The organism is Pyxidicoccus caerfyrddinensis (genome assembly GCF_010894405.1).
GTDB lineage: Bacteria > Myxococcota > Myxococcia > Myxococcales > Myxococcaceae > Myxococcus > Myxococcus caerfyrddinensis.
Genome location: NZ_JAAIYA010000030.1, coordinates 36,087 through 54,582, shown reverse-complemented (window position 1 = coordinate 54,582; position 18,496 = coordinate 36,087). Strand labels below are relative to the sequence as shown.

Sequence of the window (18,496 nt, the reverse complement as noted above, 5' to 3'; positions counted from 1 at the left end):
AGCGTGTGTGTTTCACTCAGGTGGTGATGGGGGTGCAGAGCTCCACGAGCACGCCGTCGATATCCCGCACATAGGCCACCGTCTGCCCCCAGGGCTTCTGCTTGGGAGGCTGGGCGGCCCGGGCGCCGGCCTTCACCGCGCGCTCGTAGGCGGCCTGCACGTCCGTCGTGACGAGCGCCACCTCCACCGCGGCCGCGTCCTCCTTCACGCGGTTGGGGCGCACGGTGAGGCCGTTGTCCTTCGCCATGCTCTCCGCCGCGAAGGCCAGCGCCGTCGCACCGGTCTCCATCTCCGCGTAGCTGTTGCTCTCGTGGAGGAAGCGGCGTTGCAGGCCGAAGGCCTTCTCGTAGAAGTCGACGGTGGCGGGGACGTCCTGCACGTAGACGATGACGTAGCCGAGCTTCATGGCGGAGCACTCCGGTGGAAGGTGGAAGCAGCGTGAGGCGGTGTTCGCACGGTGCGCCCGGCCTGTCTTGAAGGAATCGGACAGGGCGTTAGCCGGCGAGCACGCCAGGCGTCACGCCCGCGAGCTCACGGACCTCGCGCGACAGGTGGGCCTGGTCGGAGTAGCCACACGTGAGGGCCACGGAGGACAGGTCCTCACCCGCCGGGGAGCGCAGCAGGCCCAGGGCCCGCTGGAAGCGGAGCACCCGGGCAAGCAGCTTCGGCGCGACGCCCGCCTCGTCCAGCACGTCGCGGTGCAGGGTGCGCTCGCTGACCCGCAGGGTGCGCGCCAGGTCGGACATGCGCACCTGGCCTCCCGACGCCTGGAGCCAGCGCAGCGCCTGCCCTGCGCGGGGGGATGGCGAGGCACCGGAGGAGGCCCGCCGCCGCGCGAAGGTCTCCTGGAACAGGGCCAGGGCCCGCGCCGGTGATGCACAGTCCTCCATCCGTCGCTGGAGTACGGCGAGGTCCGGCGCGCAGTCCGCCACGGGGACGTTGAGCCCGCACACCTCGCGAGGACTCACTCCGAGCAGGGGAAGTGCCCACCCGGGCCGGAGCCGGACGCCGAAGCTCACCGCGCCGGGCTCGATGTCCACGAGCGCGAAGCGCTCCATGGGGCCCACGACGACGAGCTGCGGGTCGGCCAGCCAGGTGGGGCCTCGCGCGCCGCGGAACTGGAAGATGAGGTCCGTGCAGCCGTCGGGCAGCACCCGGTGGCTCAGGTGCGCGGCACCGGGGGGCGGCGCGGTGAAGCGCCAGAAGGCGTCCACCGCCTCCGCCAGGGAGGCGGGCGGTGCCCACTCCTCGTATCCCGTCACCACACCACCGGCTTCCATCGTGCACCCGTCCGTGGCCCCGGAGCATGGCCGAGGGCAAAAAACCTGTCACGTGTCAGGGATGGATTTAACGCGCGTCTATTTTCGCTGAAAGGAGCGGTGACCATGAACACGGCGAACCTGACGAGCCCGATGAATCCCGAATACCTGAACGACACTGTCATCGGCATCGACGCGCTCGCGCTCGCCCGCCTGTTCACCGCTCTTGATGCCGCGATGCTGGGAGATATCGCTGGCGACAGTCCACCCGGATTCTGACCTTCCGCGTCCCGTCGAAAGACGAGGCACGAAGAGACCAGAGGCCGGGCTCCCAGAGGGGACCCGGCCTCTCGCTTTTCCGGGTCACTTCACTCCAGCATCAATCACAGACATGGGACCATGGTTTCAATGGGAGAATTCTCGGTTCGCATCCGAGAGGTCCGGGTTCGAATCCCGGTGGTTCCACTCAACGCCGCGGTAGCCCAATTGGTAGAGGCGCTGCCTTCAGAATGCAGAGGTTGCGGGTTCGACTCCCGCCCGCGGCATGGTTGTCCGTTGTCCCGTTTCTGCTCCGGGATGCGATTGGATCGCAGCACGGCCGTCTACCGTGTGAACAGGGTTCGATTCCCTGTCGGAGCGCTCTGTCCTACTGCGAGAACGTGCTGATGATGTGGCACGCCTCGCACGCCACGCCGTACAGCATGCCCACGTCGGAGAAGAGGGCCTCTTCGTCCCTCACCTGACCCACGGCATGCATGGGCTCCTTGCAGCGCGGGCACGGTGGCGCCTCCGGGTATTCGACCCAGGAAGGTGCTCCGCCCAGCCGATGGAGCCGCTCCCCGTCGCTCATCATGATGCTGCGCCAGGTGCGTCCGCGCACGAACTCGACCTCTTGATACTCCGGAGGTTCCACGCTTCGGGAGTGCGCGGAAGTCCCGTCCGCGCCCAGGCTCGACAGCGTGTTGTCCGGTGACAGCTCCACGTGGACCGTCCCGCCCGCCGTGAGACAGGTGAGGCACGTGGGCAGGCGCGCGGGCCAGGGCAGTCCACAATCCGCGGCCTCGCCGTCGAGCAGGAGCGCATCCTGTAACTCGGAGCCGCACTTCGTGCAGGGCGTGTCGGGAATGGAGCGCCACAGCGCCCCGCGCGCCACGGGTGCTTCCGTCAGTGTGTCTTCGGCGGCCTCCTCCGGGAGCGCCTCCAGACACGTGGACGTGAAGTTGCGCACCAGCTTTCCGGAGGTGCGCTGCACCACGTTGGCGCGGCGCAGCCAGCTCAACGCTTCCTGCCGCGCGCCCGCGTCGAGCGCCCCCACCCACGCCTCGAGCGCACGCAGCGCGCCCTCGCGTCCGGAGCGCGCGAGCGCCAGGGCCGCCGCGGCCACCGGGTCCTCCACGGACACATCCCTACGCGGATGCCAGTCTGTCTTCAGCTCGGCCATCAGCGGAGCGAGGACGGAGGGAGGCGCATCCGTCCAGGCCAGCGACTCCAATTCATGCTGGTGTGACAGCTCTCCGAGGTACGGGTGCAGGAGGGTGGGGTCCAGCTCGGCGAGGGCGGTGAAGCCCTCCTCGAAGAGTCGGGAGTTTCGCCGCAGCTCCATCACGCCCTCAGCCAAGAGCACGCGGCCCTCGGGGGTGAGCGTCTGGTAGTCCGCCGCCTCCGTGTCTTCTCCCGGAAGGCCCAGGTCTTCGAGCAGCGCCACCTCGCGCTCGTAGCAGGCATCCGACGCGGCGTGCTCGTCCCATATCTGCGTGAGCCGGTCCTTTTCCGTCATGGCGCGAGCGTAGGGCAGGCGGGCTCCCGAGCGAAAACCCCGTGTCAGGAGGCGCGTTTCCCGTACGTCATTTCCCTCTGAAAGGAGCGGTGACCATGAAGAACATCGACCGTCGCAACGACATTGTCCGTGGCCTCGCCGTTCCGGCCGCGACCCCCGAGCCCGAGCCCGTTCCCGACGAGCTCGAGTGGCTGGACGGAATCGCTTCCTTCCGTAACAGCCGTCCCGGCTTCTGAGCCTCGCTCCCCGTCAACTGACGGGGCATGTCGAGGCCCGAGCCGGCCTCCTGCCCCGTTCGTCTATTGGCGGAGGACACCGCACTCTCAATGCGGAAAGACGGGTTCGACTCCCGTACGGGGCACTCGCAGTTCCCTTCTGGTCCTGTAGCTCAGCGGATGAGAGCACTCGGTTGCGAACCGAGAGGTCGCAGGTTCGATCCCTGCCAGGGCCACATGTCTTTCTTCAGGTCCTGTAGCTCAGCGGATTGAGAGCGCTCGGGTGCGAACCGAGAGGCCGCAGGTTCGATTCCTGCCAGGGCCACATGTCGTCTGCACGCCGAGCCAGCTGGAGACGGCATCGGTCTGACGTACCGACTTCGCCGGGTTCGATCCCCGGGGCGTGCATCTCCGTCAGTTGTGTCGTGAGGCTCGGGTGTGGCAAGGGGACACGCAGTGAGTCCCGTCACCCTGCAAATCAACCTCGCGCCCACGGATTATCCGCACGCGCGGCTCATCCTTCCGCACCAGCTCCGCCAGCTCGGTCCCTCCGTGCAGGAGGTGCTGCTGGTCATCGACCTGCACCGTAGTCAGGGTGCGCGCTTCGCGGGAGCATGGGAGGAGCGCAAGCCGAAGATGGAGCGGCTGCTGTCGGAGTTGTCCGCCGGTGACTCGCGCATCCGCGTGGTGGCGGTGGACTACTCGCTGGAGACCACCCGCGCCCTGTCCGAGCAGTTCTTCGGGGGCACGCGGCTGCCGATGAAGGACTCGCGTGGAGGGCCGTACCACTCGTACTTCTTCGGGCTGGCGGCGGCGGCGCATCGGCATGTGCTGCACCTGGACGCGGACATGCTCATCGGTGGCGGCTCGCGCACCTGGATGGCGGAGGCGGAGGCGCAGCTCGCGGCGCGTGAGGAGCTGGTGAGCTGCAGTCCGCTCTCGGGCCCGCCCCGGGCGGATGGCACGGTGGCGGGAGCCCCGCGCTGGTTCGAGCCGGACGGGCGAGTGCCCGGCGCCTTTCGCTACCGCCGCTTCAGCAGCCGCGTCTTCTTCGTGGACCGGGACGCCTTCGTGCGTCGCGTGGGCCCGTTGCGCGCGAAGCTGGCGCCTCCGATTCACGTGCTGCGCGCACTGCGTGCGGGCAATCCGCCGTACCGCGAGCCGGAGAACCTCGTCACGCGGACCCTGGTCCGGCGTGGACTGTGGCGGCTGGACTTCCAGGGCACGGCGCCGGGCTTGTGGACGTTGCACCCGCAGTACCGCTCGCCCACGTTCTATGAGCGGCTGCCGGAGTTGATTGCCCGCGTGGAGTCCGGCGACATGCCCGACGCGCAGCGCGGCCAGGAGAACGTGCAGGACTGCCTGGTGGACTGGTCCGACGTGCGGGCGGCGCGGAAGAAGTGGTGGCGGCGCGGGTAGGGGAGGGCGCGTCGCGGAGAGGCCGGTGGGCCGCTCTGCCTGAACGGCGAGGGTGCGGGCGGAGTGGCGGAGCGGCGAGTGGGCCCTGGCTCATTGTGCGGGTCCCCCTCGGTCGAGGCATGCTCGGGCCGCTGAGCATGCGTCGCGGCGGAATCACGCCTCGGTGCATGGGCGGGTGCCGCTTCCCGTCAGGAATCCTGGCGCTGGCCGTCTGCGCGCGTGCCCCGATATGCGCGAACCCGCCCGGCTGGACGTCTTCGGTGACCTGCTGCCCCCAGGAGCCCTCTCCCGTTGCGGCACCCACCGCTTCTGGCATCCCCCGGATACGAGCCTCGGCGGGCTGTTCGCGGTCGGCTTCTCGCCTGACTCCCGGCGGCTCGTGTCGGCCAAGGGACTGACGGCTCGTGTCTGGGACCTGGAGGACGGCCGCGAGCGCGCCGTCCTGTCGGGCCACACGGACATCCTGCGCGCGGCGCTCTACGTGTCCGCGGAGCGCATCGTCACGGCGGCGCACGACGGCACGGTGCGCCTGTGGAACGCGGAGGACGGCACCGAGCTGCGGCGCTGGACGCTCGCGCGAGCCGTCCGCTGTCTCTCACTCTCTTTCGATGGCCGGACGCTGCTGGCCGCGACCGAAGCACCGGATGGCTTCGCCGTGCTCGACCTGGAGCGTGACGAGCCCCTTCGCCAGGTGTGCCAGGAGGACGCGGTCGCTGGCACAGAGCTCGTCACCTTCTCGCCCGACGGCACGCAGGTCTTCACCATCGAACAGCAGTGGAGGGCCCTCCCTCCCGCGCGTCTGTGCGCCTTCGACTTCGAGACCGGAGCCCTGCAATGGGCGGTGCATGGCGTTCCGAGCTACCTGCCCTGGATGCACTTCTCCCGGGATGGCCAGCAGGTGACCTGCGCATTCGAAACGCGAGCGCATCCGTCTCCCATGACCTTCCACACCCGCACGGGTACGCCGGTGCCCACCGAGCCCGAGTCGCTGCCGTTCGCGCGGTGCTCCCTCCCCGACGGCACGCTGGTGAAGATGGGGGACGGCACGGTCGAGCTTCACCGCCACGGGGCGATGGTGCGGGAGTTCCCCCTTCCCACGGACTGCGGCGGCGAGCTGGGACGGCCGGTGCCCTCCCCAGATGGGCGCTACGTGGCCTTCTATGGGAAGGGCCCCACCCTCCTGCCGCTGGAGGTGTCGACGGGAAGGCTGGGCCCGGCCCGCGCCCACCGTGGCGGTGTCTGGGACGTCACCTTCTCCCGGGATGGGCGCCGGCTGCTGACCTACGCGTGGGATGGCACCCTGCGCGTCTGGGATTGCGCGACGGGCACCCAGGTGTCGTGTGACGACATGTTCCGCCGGTTCAGGGCCCGTCACGGCTACATCGAGCATTCATGCCTGGCGGACGGGAACATGTGGGTCTCCACGTGGCCAGACGTCATCGTCGACGGCCTTACGGGCGCCGAGGTGGAGGCCGAGGGAGGCTTCAGGCCCTACCGCGTCAGCTGGTCGGGTGACGCCGCGCTGCTCGCGCACTTCCGCGAGGATGAAGAGGAGCGTCCCGCCATCGTGCACGACGCGCGCACGGGACGGCAGCTCCGGAAGGTGCCCCTGCCCCTCGTGAAGGGCGAGGCTCGCGCGCTCTCCCGGAACGGGCGCTTCCTGGCGACGTGGGAGAGCTACAGGTCGCCGCCGGAGGCCCATACCGTCATCCGCATCTGGGACCTGGACCGTCGGGCGCTGTGCTGCGAGCAGTTCCCGCGCGACTCGACGCCGTGGCAACTGCGGTTCACCCCTGACGACCGGTGGTTCGCCTTCATCGAGCAGCCGAGCACGCTCGTCCTCGTCGACCTGGAGCACCCGGAGCGCCAGCGCAGGCTGGAGTCACCGGTGCCCATCTCGGCCTTCGCCTTCTCCGAGGACAGTCAGCACGTGGCCCTCGGGAACCAGAACGGGCAGGTGCGCGTGTGCGGGCTGGATGGGCGGCTGCTCGGAGTGCTCGAAGGACATCGCGATGACGTGCGCGCCGTGGCCTTCTCCGCGGATGGCCGGTGGCTGGCCTCGGGGAGCACGGACACGACGGCGGTCATCTGGCCTCGTGAGGCGTGGGACTCCTGGATGGGCTCGGAGGTTGCGCCTCACCGCTGAGGTCTCAGCGCAGGGCCTTCTCCGACGTGACGATGCCGTCCGCGTCCGCGTAGAGGTGGTGGCCCGGCGTAAAGGTGACGCCGGCGAAGCGCACCTCCACGTCGCGCTGGCCCTCGTTGCGCTTGCTGCTCTTGAGCGGATGCGTGCCGAGCGCCTTCACGCCGACGGCGGTGCGGCCCACCTCCTCCGCGTCGCGGATGCAGCCATTCACCACCACACCGGCCCAGCCGTTCTTCTCCGCGAGCATGGCCAGGATGTCACCCACCAGCGCGCAGCGGCGGCTGCCTCCGCCGTCCACCACCAGCACGCGGCCCTGGCCCGGCTCCTCCAGCGCCTTGCGCACCAGGGAGTTGTCCTCCGGCGCGCGCACCGTGCTGATGGGGCCGGAGAAGCCGCGCCGGCCGCCGTAGTCGAGGAAGCCGGGCTCGGCGATTTGGAAGTGCGCGCTGCCCGCGTGCTCGTCGCAGAGGTCGGCGGTCTTCAGGGTCGTGGACTCGCTCATGGCATTCGAGCCTGCTCAGGGCTCGCGTGAGGACGCAACGTCCAACGCACGGAGGTCCTCCGCGTCCAGTTTCAACTTGAACGCCCGGAGCAAATCCCGCACCTGCTCGACGGACGTCGCGCTCGCGATGGGAGAGACGACGGTGCGCTGGGTGCCGAGCCACGCGAGCGCCACCTGTGCGAGCGTCGCGCCATGGCGCTTGGACACGCCGTCCATCGCCTCCAGCACGCCCCAGCCGCGCGCGTTGTCGTACTTCTTCAGGACGCCTGCGGCGCGAGGAGACGGCGGCGTCGGCTGGCCCTTGCGGTACTTGCCGGTGAGGAAGCCGGAGGCGAGCCCGTAGTAGGGGGCCGTCGCGAGGCCCTCGCGCTCGCAGATGTCCCGCAGTGCTCCCTCGTAGGAGGACCGCGCGGCCAGGTTGTATTCCGGTTGCAGCACCGTGTAGCGAGCGAGGTTGCCGCGCCGTGACGCCTCCAGCGACTCCGTGAGCCGCTGCGGCGTGTGGTTGCTCGCGCCGAGCGCACGCACCTTGCCGGCGCGCACGAGCGAGTCGAACGCGGACATCGTCTCCTCGGGCGGCGTCTTCGGGTCCTCGTAGTGCGCGTAATACAGGTCGATGGTGTCCACCCGGAGCCGGCGCAGCGAGTCCTCGACGGCGCGCAGGATGTGCTCCCTGCCCAGGCCGGCGCCGCTCTCCACCTGCGCGCCCACCTTCGTCGCGATGACCACGCGGTTGCGCACGCCGCGCTCCGTCAGCCACTTCCCGAGAATCGTCTCCGACTCGCCGCCCTTGTTGCCCGGCACCCAGCGCGAGTACACGTCCGCCGTGTCGATGAAGTTGCCGCCGCCCTCGACGTAGGCATCGAGCACCGCGAACGAGGTGGCCTCGTCGCACGTCCAGCCGAACACGTTGCCGCCCAGGCACAGCGGCGAGACCTTCAGGTCGCTCGTGCCGAGTGCCTTCCGTGCTTCCATCGTCTTCTGCGTCATGCGCGTCTCTCCCGGCTCGGTGAGGCCGTCGCCGGACGTCCGGGCCCCGCCGAGGTTTGCGGGCACGAAGGTAAAGGGAAGGGTACGGGAGCGCTCGGGTTTCCGGGCCCGACTCCGGCGGAAGGAATGTTCATTCCGCTGAGTGACGTTCCGGCCGGAGGACCTGTCCAGGGTCGGACGGGAGGTTGCTCGGAGTACTCCTGTCAGGGACGCGCGACCTGTGCCCGCCATGCCGGCCACCAGGCAGGCGGCCGCGCTCACCGCTCGCGATGCCCACCACGTTCACGTCCGCAGGCGTTCCTCCATGGGCCCGTTGCACTCCCTTCACCGAGCCCGGCTGGAAGAATCCAATCTAGGACGATTTGCGGTGAAACCTGTTTCTTCCGTTCCCGAGGGCTGCGTCCATAATCGGGCCCTGACGGAACGGAGAAGCGGTGGGCATGGGAGCGGGCATGGGTGGACGGCAGACGAGCCCGCGCCGCGTGTTATGGAACGCGCCATGAACCACGCTCACAGTCAGGCCCTCTTCTCCCGTGCGCAGGCGCGCATCCCGGGTGGGGTGAACTCTCCGGTGCGCGCCTTCCGAGGCGTGGGAGGTGACCCCATCTTCTTCCGTGAGGGCGCTGGCGCGTGGCTCACGGACGTGGACGGCAACCGCTACGTGGACCTCGTCGGCAGCTGGGGTCCGCTCATCCTCGGCCACGCGTACCCGCCCATCATCGACGCCATCATCGACGCGGCGAAGCGCGGCACCACCTACGGCGCGCCCACCGCGGCCGAGGTCGAGTTCGCCGAGCTCATCTGCGCCACCATGCCGGCGGTGGAGATGGTGCGCCTGGTCTCCAGCGGCACCGAGGCCACCGTGGCCGCCGTTCGCGTCGCGCGCGGCTTCACCGGCCGCGAGTTCATCCTCAAGTTCGAGGGCTGCTTCCACGGCGCGGGTGACCCGTTCCTCGTGAAGGCGGGCAGCGGCGTGGAGACGCTGGGCCTGCCGGACTCGCCGGGCGTGCCGCAGGCGCTCGCGAAGCTGACCCTCACCGCGCCCTTCAACGACCTGGGTGCGGTGGAGCGCCTCTTCGCGGAGAAGGGCAAGGACATCGCCTGCGCCATCATCGAGCCGGTGGTGGGCAACATGGGCGTGCTGGTGCCGAAGCCGGGCTACCTCGAGGGGCTCCAGGCGCTCTGCCAGAAGCACGGCGTGCTGTTCGTCATGGACGAGGTGATGACGGGCTTCCGGCTGGCGCGCGGTGGCGCGCAGGAGCTGTACGGGCTGAAGCCGGACCTGACCACCATGGCCAAGGTGATTGGCGGTGGCATGCCGCTGGGCGCGTACGGCGGCCGGGCGGACATCATGTCGAAGGTGGCGCCGGCGGGGCCGGTGTACCAGTCCGGCACGCTGTCGGGGAACCCGGTGGCGGTGGCCGCGGGCATGGCGTGCCTCAAGGCGCTCGCGGCGCCCGGCACGTACAAGCGGCTGGAAGAGGTGAGCCGCATGCTGGCGGAAGGGCTCGCCGCCGAGGCGAAGGCCGCGGAGGTGCCCGTCACCATCAACCGCGTGGGCAGCATGCTCACCGTGTTCTTCACGAGCGAGGCCGTCTACGACTACCCCACCGCGAAGAAGGCGGACACGGCGCGCTTCGGGCGCTTCTTCCACGCCATGCTGAACGAGGGTGTCTACCTGCCGCCGAGCCAGTTCGAGGCGGCGTTCGTTTCGCTGGCCATTGGCGAGCCCGAAGTGGCGCACGTGCTCGCGGCGGCGAGAAAGGCCTTCCGCTCGCTTGGCAAGACCGGTTGAGCCGGAGCCCCTGGCGGGCCCCGTTCGCTTCGGTCCCTATACCCTCGTGCGCCGCATTGGCGCCGGGGGCATGGGTGAGGTGTTCCTCGCGCGTGAGGAGCCGCAGCGCCGCGCCGTCGTGGTGAAGAAGGTCCTCCCGCAGCTCATGGCGGACCCGCGCTTCGTCGGCCGCTTCCGCGACGAGGCCCGGGTGATGGTGCGGCTCGCGCACCCGAACATCGCTCGCGTCTACGCCATGGGCGAGGTGGAGGGGGAGCTCTACCTGTCCATGGAGTACGTGCAGGGCAAGACGCTGAGCCGGCTCGCGTACCGGCTGCGGCAGCTCGGCAGGACCATCCCGCTGGGCATCCTCCTGCACCTGGGACAGCGACTGTGCGAGGGGCTCGCGTACGCGCACGACGCGAAGGACGAGGAGGGCCACCCGCTGCACCTGGTGCACCGGGATTTGTCCCCCGCCAACGTGTGCCTCAGCTACGCGGGCGAGGTGAAGATCATCGACTTCGGCGCGGCGCAGTCCACGCTGAAGGAGCAGCAGACGGCGCCGCGGGTGGTGATTGGCAACCTGACGTACATGTCGCCGGAGCAGGCGCGGAAGCGCTTCGTGGACCGGCGCGCGGACGTGTACGCGGCGGGCGCGCTCTTGTGGGAGCTGGTGGCCTGGAAGCCGCTGGCGCAGCGTGGAGACCCGGTGGAGCGCTGGCGGCGCGCGGCGTATCCGACGTGGGAGCCCGCGGGGCGCATCCGCCAGGGCGTGCCGGCGAGCCTGGACGCGCTGCTGATGCGCGCGCTCGCGTCCGAGCCGGAGCACCGCTTCCCGGACGCGGTGGCGCTGGGCGAGGAATTGGCGCGCATCAAGGTGAAGCTGACCCCGAACGTGGGCGACGCGGACGTCGCGCGCCTCATGGAGAGCGCCTTCCCGCGCGAGAAGGTGGCGGAGGAGAACGCGCTCAGCGAGCTGCTGCGCGAGGACGCGTCCCGCAAGCGCACCGAGCGCGAGGTGAGCGTCGCCGTGCTCACCCCGCCCAACGCGCTCGCCTTCGAGCACAGCGGCATCGACACGCCCGAGGACTTCGTACCGCAGGAGCGCGCCGACGCCGAGAGCCCGGACGCTTCAGCCGGAGCCGACGCTTCGACAGCGCACGGTGCTTCAATCGCGGAGCGTGGCGGTGCCGGCGCCCCGGAAGCGCATGGCGCGCCGCGAGGCACGGCCGGCGTGACGGCGCTGTACGGAGTGGGGCCGCGAGCGGAGGACGCCGTCGTCACCCAGGCCCTGGAAGCGTCGAAGCTACCGGGGCCCGACGGGCGCGTGCCGGACGCCGTCACCGAAGCGCTGGAGGCGTCGAAGGTGCCCGTTCCCGGCAAGCGCGTGCCGGACGCCGCCGCCACCGAGGCCCTGGAGGCGTCGAAGGTCCTCGTGGCGATTGAACAGGCCGAGGCCGCGCGGGCCAGCGGTGCCCGGCCCGTTCCCATGTTCCCCGGTAGGGAGGACACGGTGACGCCGGTGATGACCCCCCGGGCGAAGTCCGCGCCACGCCGCGCGCCGCGCGAGACGCAGGTGGGCTTCGGCGTGGACATCTCCCAGTCGCTGGACTCGGCGTCGGTGGAGGCGCGGCGGCTGGAGCTGGTCCGCGCCATCACCGGAGAAGGCGAGGCCGCGACGGTGCCTCCGTCACGGGGCCGCCGCGCCCTGCTCGCCGCGGGCATCTTCGCGGGGGCGTGCGCGCTGGGGCTCGGCGTGGCCTGGGCGCTGGTGCACCACCCGTAGTTTCAGAAGCCCTCGGCCACCGCCACCTGGGCCGCGGACCCATCCAGGGGCAGGTAGAGCCGGAAGGTGGTGCCCTGTCCCGGCTGGGACTCCAGCGCCACCCGTCCCTGGTGCGACTCGATGATGCGCTTCACCACCGCGAGGCCCAGGCCGGTGCCCTTGGCCTTGGTGGTGAAGAAGGGCTCGAAGATGCGCGCGCGCACCTCGGGGGAGATGCCCGGGCCGCTGTCGGCGAACTGCACCTCCACCTCCGGCGAGCCCGGCGCGCGCCGCACGCTGGCGCGCAGCATGCCGCCCTGGGGCATGGCCTGCACCGCGTTGATGGCCAGGTTGAGGAAGGCCTGCCGCATCATCCGCTCGTCCACCGTCACCGACGGCACGTCGTCCGACAGCTCCAATTCCACGCGCACCTTGCCAGCGGCTTCCGCCAGCGCGCCGCGCACCGCGTCCTCCACCAGCGGCGACAGCGGCACCGCGTACGGGTGCGGCGCGGGCGGCCGCGCGAAGGTGAGCAGGTCCGCGACGATGCGGTTGAGCCGGTCCGCCTCCTCGCCCACGATGTCCACCAGCGGCACCGCCGGACTGTCCGGCCCGATGATGCGGCGGATGGACGCCACCGAGTTGAAGATGGCGCCCAGCGGGTTGCGCACCTCGTGGGCCACCACCGCGGACAGCTCGCCCAGCGCCGCCAGCCGCTCGCGGCGCACGAGCTGCGCCTGCGTCCGCGCCAGCTCCACGTAGCTGGCCTTCAGGTCCTCCACCAGCCGCGCGCCCTCGCGGGCCAGCGCGAACTGGTTGGCGATGGCGCTCGCCCGCTCCACCTCCGCGGGCGTGAAGCGGCGCGGCCACCGCGTCTCCACCGCCATGATGACGCCCACCGGCCGCTCGTGGACCACCAGCGGCAGCACCAGGAAGGCGCGTCCCTCCGCCGCGCGCCGTATCTCCTGGTTGACGCGCAGGTCCGCCTCGGCGTCCTCCACGAGCACCACCTCGCGCGTGTGGAACGCCATCGCCGACAGCGAGGAGTAGGCCGGCAGCAGCGGCATGCTTCGCCCGAGCAGCTCCGGGTGGCCGCCCGTGGCGGAGCGAATCTCCAGCCGCTCACCGGTGACGTCCGGCAGCAGCACGTACGCATCCGGCGTGTCGACGATGCGCGCCAGGCTGGTGACGCCGGTGGCCATCAGCTTGTCCAGCTCCAGCGTGGCCGCCAGCGCCTTGGCCACCTCGTGCAGCAGCGCCATGTCCTCCGCGCGCCCGCGCAGCTCGTGCAGCAGCCGGTGGGACTCGATGGCCGCCGCGAAGTGGCTGCCCATGGCCTGCAGCGTCTCGCGCTCCAGCGGGGTGAGTGGCCGCTGCTCGCGGAAGAGCACGGTGAGGGTGCCCACGCCCCGCGAGCGCACCCGCAGCGGCACCACCACCACGGTGTGGAAGCCCTGCCGGGCCAGCTCGTCGCGCAGCAGGCCGGGGCAGGCCCTCACGTCCCGCTCCAGCGGCGCTCCGTCCCGCTGCGCCTGGCCGGACAGGCCACCCGCCTGCCACAGGTGGGCGAAGTGCTCCGACGTGTCGTCCTCCAGGCCGGTCGCGTACGCCAGCTCCACCTCCGGCGCGCCGTCCATCGGCAGCAGCAGGGCCACCGCGTCGCAGCCCAGCAGGTCGACGATTTCCGCGGTGCCCGGGCCGAAGAAGGCATGTGGGTGCGGCGCCGAGGCCGCCTCCGAGGCCAGCCGGTTGAGCGAGGCCAGTGCCGTGTTCTGCGCGGACAGCCGGGAGATGGTGAGCGCCGCGTCCAGCGCCGCGGACACCTGGGCGCCGAAGAGCCGCACCGACGGCAGCTCCTCCTCGCGAAGCCAGTCCCCCGCCAGCGCGAGCATCGCCCGCCCCTGTCCCTCCACGTCGATGCGCACCGCGATGACGTGCGGCTGCCCGGCGCGCTGCAGTCCCACGCGCACCTCGTCCGCGAGGGCGGGGCCGCTCGCCTCCAGGAACCGCCCCGCCTCCTGCGGCAGCTCCGGCGAGTAGGCCGCGCCCTCGCTCCAGGCCCGCTCCAGCACCAGGGACCACTGGCCCACCACGTCCCGCACCCAGCGGCCGCTCAGCGTCTGGGCCTCCGGAGGCACCAGCTCCGGTGGCACGAAGGTCTGTCCCAGCCGCACGCCCGGGCCCTCGGGGGACAGCCAGGCGAAGGCGAGCCCCAGCTCCTCCAGCCCGGAGAACATCCGGCGCAGCACCTCGCCCTCGGTGCGCAGCGCGGGCAGCCCCGCGCCCAGCTCCGCCAGTCGCTGCAGCACCGCGCGGCGCCGGCTGCGCGAGGTGGCGTCCCGCACCATCACCACGAAGTCCTCTCCGTTGGGGATGACGGTCATCTCCGTGCGCCGGTCGCCCGTGGCGGTGCGCACCGTCGCCTCGTAGATGGTGGGGACGAGCTCGCCCCGCATCCGCCGCGCGTGACGCCCGGCCAGCTCCGCCGCGCTGGCTTCGTCCAGCGCCGAGGTGAAGGGCTGCCCCAGCAGCGACTCGTAGGGGCGTCCCAGGAACGTCAGCAGGGCCTCGTTCAGGTACACGAAGCGGCGGTCCCGGATGACGGCGACGCCCAGGGGCATCGCATCGAAGGGGCTGTAGGTAGCCCGGAGGTTGGTGGCGGCGGTCACGGCCCCCCAACTCTTCCACTGCTTTCAAGCCGGGGGGTAGGGGTGACCCCCTCACTTCGCCCACCAGCCCACAGCAAAGGGCCGCGCCTCAGGGCTTTCCCCTAGAACGGCGGGGCCGTCCCGTGTCAGGCGAACGGCCGACGCGCCCCGTCAGCGCGGGACGGGGCGCGAGGGCCGGGGCCCGTCGCGTGCTCAGCGAGGCGCGCCGCCCGCGTCGTACTCGGCGCTGCGGTGGTGGACCTTCTGGTACAGGCCGATGAGCTCCGCCTCGCCGAGGATGTGGCCATCCATGGCGTCCAGCAGGTCCAGGCGCGTGGGCCGGCCCAAATCCGGCAGCACGGTGTCCAGCGCGTACATCCGGAAGTAGTAGCGGTGGCGGCCCACCGGCGGCATGGGGCCGCCGTAGCCCTGGCGCTTCCAGTCGTTCAGCCCCTGGCGCGCGCCCGCGGGGAGCACGTCCGGGGTGGCGCCCTCGGGCAGGGCCTGCGTGCCGGGAGGGATGTTGTAGAGGACCCAGTGGGACCAGGTCATCTGGGGGTTGCGCGGGTCCGGCGCGTCCGGGTCCTCCACGATGAGCGCCAGGCTCTTCGTCCCGGCCGGCGGGTTCGACCACTGCAGGGGTGGGGAGAGGTCATCGCCCTCGCCCGTGTAGGCGATGGGGATGAGGTCTCCGTCCTTGAAGCGGGGGGACGTGAGCGCGAGGGGCTTCGGCATGGAGTCCTCCGAGATGCGAATGGGATTTGCCAGAGCAAGCTGGCGACGCCCGCCCCCGGGAGACGAGGAGCGGTGGGGCGAGCGCTGGCGCCCCGGCTGCCAGGGGGACGGAGCGGCCTGCCCCTCCGCCCTGCTTGATGGGAGCCCCCAGGACTCCGCCAGGACTGGAAGGCGGACAGGAGGCGGGGCGCTTCCAGCCTGAGCGCCACCCGGCGCGCCAGGCGGGGAGCGAGGGTTTTCTCCCCTGCTCGGGCAGATCGCGATAGCGCAGCTTCCGGATGCCGCAATCGCCGCTGGGGGCCGGTGTCCAGGGCTGGATGGTAGCGGTTGCGTGTGCCGCTCATTCGGTGCTAAGCGGCGCCCGCGCGTGCTGGGGATGGGGTCGGGTGGCGCAGGAAACCCGAGGTTTTCCCGGGGTTTGGGGAGGCGTCGAATGGCGGAGAAGGAACCCCGGGAAGACAAGCCGGCCTCGGACGGCGGCGAGCTGGGCGAGACGGCGCGCCAGATGAGGGCCGCGGAGCCCTACCTCGCGGCGGTGTGGAAGCTGACGGGTGGCGCGGTGGTGGGTGTGCTGGGTGGCTACTGGCTGGACAAGTGGCTGGGGACGGGGCCGTGGCTGCTGGTGGGACTGAGCCTGTTGGGGATTTGCGTGGGCTTCTACGGATTCCTCCGGGAGATGGCCCGACTGGGGAAGCGGAAGTGACGGGGAAGGGCGCGAAGAAGGACTCCTTCGGGGCGCACGCGGGGCTGGAGGCGGGCGTGGCGGTGGTGGGCGTGGCAATCGCCGCGCTGCTGCCGAAGCTGGTGGAGGACAAGGTCGCCGCGCTGTGGGGTGTGGGGCTGGCGGCGCTCAGCGGAGCGGTGGCGCTGGGGCTGAATCGGCGGGCGTTGCGGCACGACCTCAACGCCGCGCTGAAGGTGGTGGGTGTGGTGTTCGGCCTCAGGGCGGTGAGTGTGCTGGCGGGGTTGCTGGGCGTGATGTCGCGCGGAATGGCTGCGTTGCCATTCGTCGCCGGTTTCTTCGGCGTCTACTTCGCGCTGCAGTTGATTGAAGTGAGCTACGTGATAGCCGCGTCCAAGAGCGCGGCGGGCGGAGACGAGTGATGCGCAAGGCAATGGTGCTGATCGCCAGTCTGTTCGCGGCCGTGGCGTGGGCCTCTCCGGAGCACGGTGAGGCCGCCGCTGGAGAGCACGGCGCCGCCGCGGGTGAGCACGGTGCCGCGGCTGCCGGTGAGCACGGTGAAGACGTGCCGGGGTACATCCTCCACCACGTCACCGACTCGCGGGAGATGGAGCTGGAAGTCCCCCTGGGCAAGCCCATCCACCTGGGGACGCTGCCCACCCTCCTCATCCCGTTCCACGACGGCGCGTGCACGCCGAAGATGACGGACCACGGCGAGGTGATGCCGGGCCTCATGGAGGGCTGCCTGGACCTGTCCCTCACCAAGCACACGGTGTTCATGTTCGCGTCGGCGGCCCTGCTGCTCATCACCATGCTCGTCTGGAGCAACCGCGACAAGACGAAGCTGGTGCCGCGCGGCACGGGCGCCAACCTCATCGAGATGCTGGTGCTCTTCGTGCGCGACGAGCTGGCCATCAAGAACATCGGCAAGGAGGAGGGCCCGCGCTACGTCCCGTACCTCCTGACGGCGTTCTTCTTCATCCTCTTCATGAACCTGCTGGGCCTGGTGCCCTGGATGTCCACGGCCACCGGCAACATCGCCGTCACGCTGGCCCTGGCGTTGTGCACCTTCATCGTCACCCAGGCGGCCAGCATCCGCGCGGCGGGCATCGGCGGCTACCTCAAGCACCTGACCGGCGGCGTGGCCCCGTGGCTGTGGCCCATCATGATTCCGGTGGAAATCCTGGGCCTGTTCACCAAGCCCTTCGCCCTCACGATGCGTCTGTTCGCCAACATGCTGGCGGGCCACGTCGTCCTCTTCTTCCTCCTGGGCCTCATCTTCATCCTCGGCCACCCCGGGGTTGCCGCGGTGAGCGTGCCCTTCGCGTTCGCCATCTACCTGCTGGAGCTGTTCGTGGCCTTCGTGCAGGCGTACGTCTTCACGATGCTGTCCGCGCTGTTCATCGGCATGGGTGTCGCCATGGGCCACCACGCGCACGATGACCACGGCCACGAGGGCCACCACGAGGGTGGCGCCAGCCACGACCACGGCCGCGCCCACCACTGACGAGTTGGCGGGGCGCGCGGTCTCAGGCGCCCCGCGTTGAAGACCCGGCGGTTCGAAAGGCCGCTGGAGGTAGTCCCAAAGGGATGAAACCGACCCCCCCACAAGCGGGTCATCACCTACGAAAGAAGAAGTGCTTCCATGACGAACCTCGCTCTCGCCTTCCTCTCCGCCGGTATCGGCGCTGGCCTCTCCATCATCGGTGCCGGCCTCGGCATCGGTAAGCTCGCCGCCGCCGCCATGGACGCCACGGGCCGTCAGCCGGCCGCCGGTGGTGACATCCGCACCACCATGATCATCGCCGCGGCCCTCATCGAAGGCGCCACGCTGTTCGCGCTGGTCGTCTGCATCCTGCTCGCCACCAAGGCCTCCTAAGGCGAGCGCAGTCCGAAGCTTCACCGGACTCGAGTCGGTACCCGCGGGTGTCCATCGCGGGTGCCGACTTTCGCCGGTCGCAGTCACCGTCGATTTCGAACCCTCCCTCCCTCACGCCGGACACCCGTCATGCTCCTGCCCCCTGTCCTCGCCGCCAGCAGCTTCGTGTCGGTCCAACCGGGCCTCATCTTCTGGACCCTGGTCACCTTCGTCATCGTCTTCTTCGTCCTGCGCTGGAAGGCGTGGGGGCCCATCCTGCAGCTGGTGCAGGAGCGCGAGAAGCAGATTGCCAACGCCGTCGAGAGCGCCAAGCGTGAGCGCGCCGAGGCGGAGAAGCTGCTCGCCGACCAGAAGACTGCCATCGCCGAGGCCCGCCGCCAGGCCGCCGAGGACACCCGCCGCATCCAGGCGGAGATGGAGAAGTTCCGCGAGGAGCTGATGGCCAAGAGCCGCAAGGAGGCCGAGGAGCTGAAGCTCAGCGCCCGCCGCGAGATCGAGGAGCAGAAGACGAAGGCCATCGCCGAGGTCCGCGCCATGGCGGTGGACCTGTCCATTGAGGTGGCCGGCAAGCTCATCAACGAGCGCATGGACGACAGCAAGCACCGCGCGCTGGCCGACCAGTTCGTGCAGGGCCTGGCGCCAAGCGGCACCGGCGCTGTCAGTCGCACCGCCTAGTTCGGGGAAGCGCGCCCCCCGGCGCGCGCG

Annotated in this window: 18 protein-coding genes and 5 tRNA genes; 16 read left to right on the top strand and 7 right to left on the bottom strand. The window is 70.6% G+C overall.

Annotated features, from left to right (window positions below):
* Positions 1 to 16: 16 nt before the first annotated feature.
* Both G4D86_RS44275 and G4D86_RS44270 read right to left on the bottom strand, forming a co-directional pair.
* Positions 17 to 406 (bottom strand): VOC family protein, encoded by a 390-nt coding sequence (locus G4D86_RS44275; protein ID WP_164001041.1) that lies wholly within the window; start codon positions 404 to 406, stop codon positions 17 to 19.
* 88 nt (positions 407 to 494) lie between these two features.
* Positions 495 to 1,265 carry a helix-turn-helix domain-containing protein gene (locus tag G4D86_RS44270; RefSeq protein WP_240360822.1) on the bottom strand — a complete coding sequence of 257 codons (771 nt, stop codon included), beginning with the start codon at positions 1,263 to 1,265 and terminating at the stop codon, positions 495 to 497.
* 120 nt (positions 1,266 to 1,385) lie between these two features.
* On the opposite strand from G4D86_RS44270, the gene G4D86_RS44265 reads away from it, so the two are divergent.
* From G4D86_RS44265 to G4D86_RS44255, 3 genes are all read left to right on the top strand, one after another.
* Positions 1,386 to 1,538, top strand: coding sequence for a hypothetical protein (locus G4D86_RS44265; RefSeq protein WP_164000957.1), 153 nt, complete (start codon positions 1,386 to 1,388; stop codon positions 1,536 to 1,538).
* Positions 1,539 to 1,652: 114 nt separating this feature from the next.
* A tRNA-Ala gene (locus G4D86_RS44260) sits at positions 1,653 to 1,724 on the top strand.
* A 6-nt stretch (positions 1,725 to 1,730) separates the two neighbouring features.
* Positions 1,731 to 1,804, top strand: a tRNA-Leu gene (locus G4D86_RS44255).
* A gap of 101 nt (positions 1,805 to 1,905) precedes the next feature.
* On the opposite strand, the gene G4D86_RS44250 is transcribed toward G4D86_RS44255, so the two are convergent.
* The gene (locus G4D86_RS44250; protein WP_164001037.1) at positions 1,906 to 3,036 is read right to left on the bottom strand and encodes a hypothetical protein; all 1,131 of its coding nucleotides are present in this window, start codon (positions 3,034 to 3,036) and stop codon (positions 1,906 to 1,908) included.
* 95 nt (positions 3,037 to 3,131) lie between these two features.
* Between G4D86_RS44250 and G4D86_RS44245 the strand changes: the two genes are divergently transcribed.
* The 6 genes from G4D86_RS44245 (at position 3,132) to G4D86_RS44220 (ending at position 6,816) form a co-directional block, all read left to right on the top strand.
* Positions 3,132 to 3,272, top strand: a complete 141-nt coding sequence (locus tag G4D86_RS44245) for a hypothetical protein (protein ID WP_164001036.1) — start codon at positions 3,132 to 3,134, stop codon at positions 3,270 to 3,272.
* A gap of 52 nt (positions 3,273 to 3,324) precedes the next feature.
* A tRNA-Glu gene (locus G4D86_RS44240) sits at positions 3,325 to 3,397 on the top strand.
* Positions 3,398 to 3,413: 16 nt separating this feature from the next.
* A tRNA-Arg gene (locus tag G4D86_RS44235) sits at positions 3,414 to 3,487 on the top strand.
* A 14-nt stretch (positions 3,488 to 3,501) separates the two neighbouring features.
* A tRNA-Arg gene (locus tag G4D86_RS44230) sits at positions 3,502 to 3,576 on the top strand.
* Positions 3,577 to 3,707: 131 nt separating this feature from the next.
* On the top strand, positions 3,708 to 4,670 hold the full coding sequence (locus G4D86_RS44225; protein WP_164001034.1) for a hypothetical protein: 963 nt from the start codon (positions 3,708 to 3,710) through the stop codon (positions 4,668 to 4,670).
* Between the two features lie 229 nt (positions 4,671 to 4,899).
* Positions 4,900 to 6,816 (top strand): WD40 repeat domain-containing protein, encoded by a 1,917-nt coding sequence (locus G4D86_RS44220; protein WP_164001032.1) that lies wholly within the window; start codon positions 4,900 to 4,902, stop codon positions 6,814 to 6,816.
* A 4-nt stretch (positions 6,817 to 6,820) separates the two neighbouring features.
* On the opposite strand, the gene rraA is transcribed toward G4D86_RS44220, so the two are convergent.
* Together rraA and G4D86_RS44210 are read right to left on the bottom strand one after the other, a co-directional pair.
* Positions 6,821 to 7,318: a ribonuclease E activity regulator RraA gene (rraA, locus tag G4D86_RS44215; protein ID WP_164001029.1), complete on the bottom strand. Its 498-nt coding sequence runs from the start codon at positions 7,316 to 7,318 to the stop codon at positions 6,821 to 6,823.
* A gap of 15 nt (positions 7,319 to 7,333) precedes the next feature.
* Positions 7,334 to 8,308, bottom strand: a complete 975-nt coding sequence (locus G4D86_RS44210) for an aldo/keto reductase (RefSeq protein WP_164001028.1) — start codon at positions 8,306 to 8,308, stop codon at positions 7,334 to 7,336.
* A 499-nt stretch (positions 8,309 to 8,807) separates the two neighbouring features.
* Between G4D86_RS44210 and hemL the strand changes: the two genes are divergently transcribed.
* Both hemL and G4D86_RS44200 read left to right on the top strand, forming a co-directional pair.
* Positions 8,808 to 10,103, top strand: coding sequence for a glutamate-1-semialdehyde 2,1-aminomutase (gene hemL, locus G4D86_RS44205; protein WP_164001026.1), 1,296 nt, complete (start codon positions 8,808 to 8,810; stop codon positions 10,101 to 10,103).
* Positions 10,087 to 11,868, top strand: coding sequence for a serine/threonine-protein kinase (locus G4D86_RS44200; RefSeq protein ID WP_164001024.1), 1,782 nt, complete (start codon positions 10,087 to 10,089; stop codon positions 11,866 to 11,868). Before hemL ends, G4D86_RS44200 begins: the two co-directional genes overlap by 17 nt.
* Positions 11,869 to 11,870: 2 nt before the next feature.
* Here G4D86_RS44200 and G4D86_RS44195 read toward each other — a convergent pair whose 3' ends face one another.
* Complete coding sequence (locus G4D86_RS44195; protein WP_164001208.1) at positions 11,871 to 14,468, bottom strand: ATP-binding protein; 2,598 nt, start codon at positions 14,466 to 14,468, stop codon at positions 11,871 to 11,873.
* A 240-nt stretch (positions 14,469 to 14,708) separates the two neighbouring features.
* On the bottom strand, positions 14,709 to 15,230 hold the full coding sequence (locus G4D86_RS44190) for a YbhB/YbcL family Raf kinase inhibitor-like protein (protein WP_164001022.1): 522 nt from the start codon (positions 15,228 to 15,230) through the stop codon (positions 14,709 to 14,711).
* A 433-nt stretch (positions 15,231 to 15,663) separates the two neighbouring features.
* On the opposite strand from G4D86_RS44190, the gene G4D86_RS44185 reads away from it, so the two are divergent.
* From G4D86_RS44185 to atpF, 5 genes are all read left to right on the top strand, one after another.
* The gene (locus G4D86_RS44185) at positions 15,664 to 15,933 is read left to right on the top strand and encodes an AtpZ/AtpI family protein (RefSeq protein ID WP_164001020.1); all 270 of its coding nucleotides are present in this window, start codon (positions 15,664 to 15,666) and stop codon (positions 15,931 to 15,933) included.
* On the top strand, positions 15,930 to 16,334 hold the full coding sequence (locus G4D86_RS44180; protein ID WP_164001018.1) for a hypothetical protein: 405 nt from the start codon (positions 15,930 to 15,932) through the stop codon (positions 16,332 to 16,334). The genes G4D86_RS44185 and G4D86_RS44180 overlap by 4 nt, the downstream gene beginning before the upstream one ends.
* Positions 16,334 to 17,419: a F0F1 ATP synthase subunit A gene (atpB, locus tag G4D86_RS44175; protein WP_164001016.1), complete on the top strand. Its 1,086-nt coding sequence runs from the start codon at positions 16,334 to 16,336 to the stop codon at positions 17,417 to 17,419. The genes G4D86_RS44180 and atpB overlap by 1 nt, the downstream gene beginning before the upstream one ends.
* Positions 17,420 to 17,557: 138 nt before the next feature.
* Positions 17,558 to 17,791 carry an ATP synthase F0 subunit C gene (locus G4D86_RS44170; RefSeq protein ID WP_164001014.1) on the top strand — a complete coding sequence of 78 codons (234 nt, stop codon included), beginning with the start codon at positions 17,558 to 17,560 and terminating at the stop codon, positions 17,789 to 17,791.
* A 129-nt stretch (positions 17,792 to 17,920) separates the two neighbouring features.
* Positions 17,921 to 18,466, top strand: coding sequence for a F0F1 ATP synthase subunit B (gene atpF / locus G4D86_RS44165; RefSeq protein ID WP_164001011.1), 546 nt, complete (start codon positions 17,921 to 17,923; stop codon positions 18,464 to 18,466).
* Positions 18,467 to 18,496 lie beyond the last annotated feature (30 nt).

Excerpts from the sequence above, each read along its gene's own strand:
- G4D86_RS44220 (WP_164001032.1), top strand. The coding sequence starts at position 4,900 with ATGCGCGAACCCGCCCGGCTGGACGTCTTCGGTGACCTGCTGCCCCCA.
- hemL (WP_164001026.1), top strand. The coding sequence starts at position 8,808 with ATGAACCACGCTCACAGTCAGGCCCTCTTCTCCCGTGCGCAGGCGCGC.
- G4D86_RS44190 (WP_164001022.1), bottom strand. The coding sequence starts at position 15,230 with ATGCCGAAGCCCCTCGCGCTCACGTCCCCCCGCTTCAAGGACGGAGAC.
- G4D86_RS44170 (WP_164001014.1), top strand. The coding sequence starts at position 17,558 with ATGACGAACCTCGCTCTCGCCTTCCTCTCCGCCGGTATCGGCGCTGGC.
- G4D86_RS44195 (WP_164001208.1), bottom strand. The coding sequence starts at position 14,468 with ATGCCCCTGGGCGTCGCCGTCATCCGGGACCGCCGCTTCGTGTACCTG.
- atpF (WP_164001011.1), top strand. The coding sequence starts at position 17,921 with ATGCTCCTGCCCCCTGTCCTCGCCGCCAGCAGCTTCGTGTCGGTCCAA.
- G4D86_RS44185 (WP_164001020.1), top strand. The coding sequence starts at position 15,664 with ATGGCGGAGAAGGAACCCCGGGAAGACAAGCCGGCCTCGGACGGCGGC.
- rraA (WP_164001029.1), bottom strand. The coding sequence starts at position 7,318 with ATGAGCGAGTCCACGACCCTGAAGACCGCCGACCTCTGCGACGAGCAC.
- G4D86_RS44245 (WP_164001036.1), top strand. The coding sequence starts at position 3,132 with ATGAAGAACATCGACCGTCGCAACGACATTGTCCGTGGCCTCGCCGTT.
- G4D86_RS44275 (WP_164001041.1), bottom strand. The coding sequence starts at position 406 with ATGAAGCTCGGCTACGTCATCGTCTACGTGCAGGACGTCCCCGCCACC.
- atpB (WP_164001016.1), top strand. The coding sequence starts at position 16,334 with ATGCGCAAGGCAATGGTGCTGATCGCCAGTCTGTTCGCGGCCGTGGCG.
- G4D86_RS44210 (WP_164001028.1), bottom strand. The coding sequence starts at position 8,308 with ATGACGCAGAAGACGATGGAAGCACGGAAGGCACTCGGCACGAGCGAC.
- G4D86_RS44265 (WP_164000957.1), top strand. The coding sequence starts at position 1,386 with ATGAACACGGCGAACCTGACGAGCCCGATGAATCCCGAATACCTGAAC.
- G4D86_RS44250 (WP_164001037.1), bottom strand. The coding sequence starts at position 3,036 with ATGACGGAAAAGGACCGGCTCACGCAGATATGGGACGAGCACGCCGCG.